The 7,259-nt window shown below is 68.2% G+C and carries 5 protein-coding genes; 2 read left to right on the top strand and 3 right to left on the bottom strand.

What is annotated here, in order from left to right; translation table 11 throughout:
* Nucleotides 1–50: 50 nt before the first annotated feature.
* Entirely contained in the window at nt 51–1,121 is a 1,071-nt protein-coding gene (locus VA603_RS08895) for an alpha/beta fold hydrolase (protein ID WP_323438575.1), read from the top strand.
* Nucleotides 1,122–1,707: 586 nt separating this feature from the next.
* On the opposite strand, the gene rarD is transcribed toward VA603_RS08895, so the two are convergent.
* Both rarD and yedA read right to left on the bottom strand, forming a co-directional pair.
* Entirely contained in the window at nt 1,708–2,601 is an 894-nt protein-coding gene (gene rarD, locus VA603_RS08900) for an EamA family transporter RarD (protein ID WP_132862483.1), read from the bottom strand.
* Nucleotides 2,598–3,497 carry a drug/metabolite exporter YedA gene (gene yedA / locus VA603_RS08905; protein ID WP_132862482.1) on the bottom strand — a complete coding sequence of 300 codons (900 nt, stop codon included), beginning with the start codon at nt 3,495–3,497 and terminating at the stop codon, nt 2,598–2,600. Before yedA ends, rarD begins: the two co-directional genes overlap by 4 nt.
* Nucleotides 3,498–3,704: 207 nt before the next feature.
* Between yedA and VA603_RS08910 the strand changes: the two genes are divergently transcribed.
* The gene (locus tag VA603_RS08910) at nt 3,705–5,036 is read left to right on the top strand and encodes an MFS transporter (protein ID WP_132862481.1); all 1,332 of its coding nucleotides are present in this window, start codon (nt 3,705–3,707) and stop codon (nt 5,034–5,036) included.
* A gap of 257 nt (nt 5,037–5,293) precedes the next feature.
* Here the strand turns inward: VA603_RS08910 and VA603_RS08915 are convergent, their stop codons facing one another.
* Complete coding sequence (locus VA603_RS08915) at nt 5,294–6,946, bottom strand: M28 family metallopeptidase (RefSeq protein WP_323438576.1); 1,653 nt, start codon at nt 6,944–6,946, stop codon at nt 5,294–5,296.
* Nucleotides 6,947–7,259 lie beyond the last annotated feature (313 nt).

Below are 7,259 nucleotides of genomic sequence, written 5' to 3' on the forward strand. Positions count from 1 at the left end.
CCGCTGCAATGCCGCTACGGTGTGCAGCCTCCCACTTCCGGAATCCCGCCATGCTCCGCTCGCTGGCGCTGGCCGGCGTCTGCGTGATGCTGGCCGGCTTTGCTTTCTCCCACCCTGTCCCCTCGTTGTCGCTGAGTGAACGCCTGGCCGCGCCGGGCGGCACCTCGCCGCTGGTCCCCACCGAACGCATCGATGCGCTGCTCGCGCGCGTACCCCACCACCAGGGCCGCGTCAGCGGTGCCGATGGCGTGGCATTGCATTGGATGTCGTTCGACCCGGGCGACTACCGGATGGACTATCGCTACCTCGGCAAGGGTGAACGCTTCCCCGAGTTCTCGCTGCAGGCTTCGGCACCGACCACGCATGGCCAACCCGCGCGCGGCACGGTGATCCTGCTGCATGGCTGGATGATGGACGGTGGCTCGCTGCTGCCATGGGCACTGGAGCTGGCCCAGCAGGGTTACCGCACCGTGGCGCTGGACCTGCGCAACCATGGCCGCTCCGGGCACGCACCGTCCGGCTACGGCACCCGCGAGGCCGACGATGTCGTGGCCGCGCTGAAGGCGCTGAAGGCCGAAGGCCAGATCGAAGGCCCGGTACACCTGCTCGGCGTGTCCTACGGCGCGGCCACGGCGATCTTCGCCGCGCGCGAGCTGGGCCCGCAGCTGCGCAGCGTGGTGGCGATGGAATCCTTCGACAATGCCGGCCAGGCGATCCGCACGATGGTGCCGCACATGCTGTCCAAGCCTGCCGAGCGCTGGAGTGATTATGTCGCCCTGCCGCTGGCGCGCTGGCAGTACGGTGGCAAGGGCCTGGACCAGGCCATCGCCGCGGCCGACCGCAAGCTGGGCCTGGACCTCGACCGCGTCGATGTCGGCCAGGCGCTGGCACAGGTGCCGGCCTGCGTGCTGCTGGTGCATGGCCGCCAGGACGAGCACATCCCGGTCGCACAGGGCCGCGCCCTGGCGGCTGCCGCACCCCGCGCGCACTACCTGGAAGTGGAAGGCGAGGACCACCTGACCCTGCCGATGCGGCTGGACCGGCTGTCCGGCGTGGTCAACGACTGGTTTGCCGACGCCGGCGAACACGGCCACTGCCCAACGCCCCAGCCGCTGGGTTGACCACCGGCAGGAGCGGCGTTCGCCGCGAAGCCGACAGCGCATCCGCCACGACACACTTCCCCCTCCCCAACCCTCCCCCGCTGCGCAAGGGAGGGGGTGTTCATGCGCGCTGGTGCTGAAGGGAGACAGCCATCCTGCAGGCCGCCGGCTGTTGCCCCCTCCCTTTGGCAACGCCAAGGGGAGGGATGGGGAGGGGTCGAGCGGCGTAAGCCGCGACGCCGACAGCGCATCCGCAACGACACACTTCCCCCCTCCCCAACGCTCCCCGCTGCGCAAGGGAGGGGGTGTTCATGCGCGCTGGTGCTGAAGGGAGACAGCCATCCTGCAGGCCACCGGCTGTTGCCCCCCCTCCCTTTGGCAACGCCAAGGGGAGGGATGGGGAGGGGTCGAGCGGCGTAAGCCGCGAAGCCGACAGCACATCCGCGACGACGCACTTCCCCCCTCCCCAACCCTCCCCCGCTGCGCAAGGGAGGGGGTATTCATGCGCGTTGGTGCTGAAGCAAGACAGCCTGCAATCGCCGCGATGCCTGCAGCAATTGGCGTATCGGCTTCGCGGCTTACGCCGCTCCCACCGCCTTCCTCGCCATTACCCGCGCACCCTGCGCGCGGCCCGCCAACCGGCCAGCGCGAACACCACCAGCCCGGCCCAGATAAAGGCGAAACCCACCAGCTTGGCCATGCCGAACGGCTCGCGGAACACCAGCACGCCGCACAGGAACTGCAGCGTCGGGCCGATGTACTGCAACAGGCCGACCACGCTCAACGGGATGCGCCGCACGCCGTAGGTGAAGGCGATCAACGGCACCGCGCTGACCGCACCGGAGGCGACCAGCAGCACCAGCGTGCCCCAGCCCCAGGTCCCGGTGAAGCCACCGCCATGCCCGGCCTCGGCCCACAGCACCCAGGCCAATGCCGGCACGAACAGGAACAGGCTTTCCATGCCGATGCCCGACACCGGCTCCACCGCGGTCAGCTTGCGCAGCAGGCCGTACAACGCGAACGAGATCGACAGTCCGATCGCGATCCACGGCACCCGCCCGCCCTGCCAGGTCAGCCAGGCCACGCCCAGCGCGGCCAGGCCCACCGCCAGCCACTGCAGCCGGCCCAACCGCTCGCCCAGCACCACCACGCCCAGCAGCACACTCAGCAGCGGGTTGATGAAATACCCCAGGCTGGTCTCGACCACGTGCCCGGCATTGACCGCCCAGATGTACAGGCTCCAGTTGAAGCCGATCACCACGCTGGCCAGCCCCAGCAGCCAGAAGGTGCGCGGCACCGCCCAGATCTTCTTCAGCCAGCCCAGGCGCTCGCGCGCGAACAACAGGCTGCACAGCAGCACCGCGCTCCACACGATGCGGTGGGCGATGATCTGGTCCGACGGCACCTGCTTGAGCAGGTGCCAGTACAACGGGAACAAACCCCAGATGACGAAGGCGAACGTGGTGGCCCACAGGCCATTGCGGTAGTCGGACGAGCTCATGCGCGACGGATCCGGGCAAGGGTGATGACCACGACGCCGGCCAGGATGACCGCCATCGCACCCACATCGGAGGCACTGAAACGCTCCTGCGCGATCCAGATGCCCAGCGCCACCGCGATCACCGGGTTCACGTAGGCATAGCTGCTGGCCAGCACCGGCCGCACGTTGTGCAGCAACCACACGTATGCGGTGAACGCGACGATGGAGCCGAACACGGTCAGGTAGCCCACCGACAGCACGCCCTTCACGCTCGGCCAGCCGTTGAAGTGCTCGCCGCGCAGCAGGCCGGCGCAGACCAGGATCACGCCGCCGCACAGCATCTGCCCGGCGGCGGTCATGAACGGCGATGGCAGGTCGCGTCCGCGCGACCAGATCGAGCCGAACGCCCAGCCCAGCGGCGCGATCAGCAGCAGCACCAGGCCGGTCGGCGTGGCGGTCAGGCTGCTGCCGGCATTGAGCCACACCACGCCGGCAAAGCCGATCGCGATGCCCAGCCACTCCCCGCGCGTCACCGTGTCACCACGGAAGGCCGAGAACAGCGCCATCCACAACGGCACCGAGGCCACCGCCACCGCAGCCAGCCCGGACGACACGTCGCGCTCGGCCAGCACCACCATGCCGTTGCCGAGGAACAGCAGGCATCCGCCCATCACCGCCAGCGTCTTCCATTGCGCACCGGTGGGCGCGGCCACGCCGCGCCAGCGCAGGAACGCGTACAGCAGGCTGCCGGCCAGCACGAAGCGCGTGCCGGCGATCACCGACAGCGGCGGCAACCCGCTTTCCAGCGCCAGGTGGATGCCCAGGTAGGTGGAGCCCCAGACCACGTAGACCAGGAACAATGCCAAGACGACAAGGCCGCTCCGCGGAGCAGCCGACGTGGTTTCAGGTGAAGACATGGGGCAGATACCACCATCAGGGGAACACGGATTCTAGGACACCGGGCCGCGCGTTATCAGCACGGAAAACGGCATGCTGTTTTCGCCCAGCCCCCCTACCAAGTCATTACATCGCCCAGCGGCGGCTTGCGGTACGGTGGGCGGCGCCCCTCCGTCCGGCACCGGCAACGGAGCGGCCCCGGCCAGCACGCGAGGACATCACCCGACATGAGCACTTCCACCGTCACCCCGGCGCGTTCCGACCATGCCGCACTGCGCCGCTCGATCTCCAACACGCTCAAGGGCTCGGCCGGCAACCTGGTCGAGTGGTACGACGTCTATGTCTACTCGGTGTTCGCGGTCTACTTTGAATCACAGTTCTTCTCGGCCGCTGACAAGAACTCCACGATCTACGTGTGGGCGATCTTCGCCGCCACCTTCCTGATGCGCCCGATCGGCGCCTGGTACTTCGGCCGCTTCGCCGACCGCTATGGCCGGCGCCTGGCGCTGACCGTCTCGGTGTCGGTGATGGCCGGCTGCTCGTTCCTGATCGCCATCACGCCGACTGCGTCACAGATCGGCGGCGCCGCAGCGCTGGTCCTGCTGTTCGCGCGCCTGCTGCAGGGCTTCGCCACCGGCGGTGAATACGGCACCAGTGCCACCTACATGTCCGAAGCCGCCCTGCCCGGCCGGCGTGGCTTCCTGTCCTCGTTCCACTACGTGACCCTGGTTGGCGGCCACGTGCTGGCCCAGCTCACCCTGCTGCTGATGCTCACCTTCTGGGACAAGCCGGAAATCTCGGCCTGGGGCTGGCGGGTGGCATTCGGCATCGGTGGCATCGCCGCGCTGGTGGTGTTCTGGCTGCGCCGGAGCATGGATGAATCACTGACCGCCGATTCCATCGAAGCCGCCAGGGAAGGCCGCGCCAAGGCCTCCGGCTCGATGTACGAGCTGTTCGTGCACCAATGGCGTCCGCTGCTGCTGTGCTTCCTGATCACTGCCGGCGGCACCGTGGCGTTCTACACCTACTCGGTGAACGGGCCGAAGATGATCCAGAGCGCGTTCGCCGGCGATGACGTGATGACCGGCACGCTGATCAACCTGGGCGTGCTTGCCTTCCTGATGGTGCTGCAACCGCTCGGTGGCTGGCTGTCGGACCGCATCGGCCGCAAGAGCCTGCTGGTGTTCTTCGGCGTCGGCGGCGTGCTCTACACCTGGTACATGGTCACCCAGCTGCCGCAGCAGCACGATGCGCTGGCGGCCTTCATGACCCTGGCCATCGCCTTCGTCATCCTCACCGGCTACACCTCGATCAACGCGGTGGTGAAGGCCGAACTGTTCCCCACCCACGTGCGTGCGCTGGGCGTGGGCTTTGGCTACGCGCTGGCCAACTCGCTGTTCGGTGGCACCGCGCCGCTGTTGTACCAGGCCGCGTTGAAGACAGGCCATGTCGATACCTTCGCGATCTACGTCACCGCGGTGATCGCCGTCTCGCTGGTGGTGTACGTGTTCTTCCTGAAGAACAAGGGACCCAATTGGCTGGATGGCACCCGCGGATGAAGGGAGGAGTGAAGAGGAGTGCGCTCCCCTGCACGTCCCCAAGCACCCCCTCCCCAGCCCTCCCCTCTGCTTCGCGGAAGGGAGGGGGCGAAAAGCAGGCTTCGCCGCCATCTCACCGACCACGCACAACCGCCCCCTTCCTTGCGCAGCAGGGGAGGACTGGGGAGGGGTAGCTCTGGCCCTGGCCTTCAGGGAGAAGTGAGAAACCCGTCGGGTTACGTCATTCCCGCACGCGGGAATGACGTGCGAATCCTGCCTCAGCGCCGCGCCGCGTCGCTCGCTTCGCGTGCCGCCTCGAACTCGGCGCCCTTCTCCCACGTCGGCCACCGGCGGCTGTTGGCCAGTTCCAGGCCCAGGTCGTAGACCAGCAGGGTGTCGGCGGCCAGGCCACGTCCATCCCACTGCGGTGACCAGGCATCGCAGGCCTGGTGGTAGCACTTGGCGAAGTAGGCATCCCGCAGCGCGCGGCCAGCGGCCACGCCGCCGTCGAGCTTGTCCAGCCCGGCACCCACGGTGATCGCTGGCACGCCCTTGCGGGCGAAGGCGAAATGGTCGGCGCGGTAGAAGAAGCCGGCTTCCAGGTTCGGGTCCGGCGACCAGCGCCGGCCGCGGGCCTTGGCCACGCGGTCGATGTCCTGTTCCAGCGAGACGCGGCCCTTGCCCCAGGTGGCGATGTCGGCGTTCTCGCCGTCCGGGCTGAACATCTCGATGTTCAGCACCGCCACCGTGGTTTCCAGCGGCGCCAGCGGGTGGGCGGCGTAGTAGCTCGCCCCCAGCAAGCCCTTCTCCTCGGCGGTCAGCGCCACGAAGTACAGGCTGCGCTGCGGGCGCGGACCGGCGGCGAACACGCGGCCCAGTTCCAGCACCGCGGCCACGCCGGTGGCGTTGTCGATGGCGCCGTGGCGCACGGTCTGGCCATTCGCATCGGGCTGGCCGATGCCGAACGCATCCCAGTGCGCGGAGAAGATCACCGACTCTTCCGGATGGCTGGCGCCTTCCAGCTTGGCCACCACGTTGCGGCTGACCACGCGCTCGCGCTTGACCCAGAAGCTGGCCGACAGGCGCGCGCCACCCAACGCGACCGGTTGGAAGTCGGCGCGCATCGCCTTGCGCTTCTCCGCTTCGAAGTCCAGCCCGGCGGCGCTGAAGATGCGCTCGGCCAATGCCCGCTGCATCCAGCCACGCACCGGCGTGTGCGCCGCCAATGCATCGTCCTGGCTGCGCTCGATGTCGAACAGCGGCGAGGTGCCCGATGCCTTCACCGTCGCCCATGGATAGGCCGCCGGCGCGGTCTCGTGGACGATCAGCACGCCTTCGGCACCGCGCCGCGCGGCTTCCTCGAACTTGTAGGTCCAGCGGCCGTAGTAGGTCACCGCCTTGCCATCGAACGCACCGGGCTGCTCGGCCTCGAAGTCGGCGTCGTTGATCAGCACCACCGCGATCTTGCCGCTCAGGTCCAGGTCCTTGTAGTCGTCCCAATGCCGCTCCGGTGCGGAGATGCCGTAGCCGACGAACACCAGCGGCACGTCCTGCTGGTCCACCACGCCAAACGGGCTCAGGCTCTGCAGGGTGATGTCCTCGCCGTTGACCAGCGGCAGCGTCTTGCCGCCCAGCGTCAGGCTGGCCGCCACCTCGCCATCGACAGTCGCCCGCACCAACGGCACTTCCTGCACCCAACTGCCGTTGGCGCCGCCGGGCTGCAGGCCGGCCTTGGTGAACTGCTCGACCAGGTAGTCGACCGTGCGCTGCTCTCCGTTGCTGGCCGGCGCGCGTCCTTCGAACGCATCGGAGGCCAGCACCCGGACGTGCTGCGACAGCGCCTCCGGATTGATGCCTCCGCCGGGCAGGTCGTTGGCTGCATTGGCGATGCCGCCAACGAACAGGCAGGACGAAAGCAGCAAGATGCGCATCGGGTTCACGGCAGTTACCAGCAACAGGCAGAGCGGGTGATTTTACGTAGGAAGCCGACCAATGAGTAGGAGCGGCCTTGGCCGCGAAGCCGACAGCGCATCGGGCATCAAAGGATCACCGTTCGTCCTTTCACGTCGGGCTCACCACGAACAGCACCCAACACCTCAGCGCTTGTCCCGGTCCAACCAGCACTCCAGCCCCTGCGCATTGAGCTCGATATCCATGCCCAGCACGCGCCGCACTTCGTTCTCGTCCAGCGAACTGCCCAGATGCCGCAACCGCGCCACATACAGGCCGGCCAGCGCCTCCACC

Source organism: Stenotrophomonas capsici (assembly GCF_034961085.1).
Taxonomy (GTDB): domain Bacteria; phylum Pseudomonadota; class Gammaproteobacteria; order Xanthomonadales; family Xanthomonadaceae; genus Stenotrophomonas; species Stenotrophomonas capsici.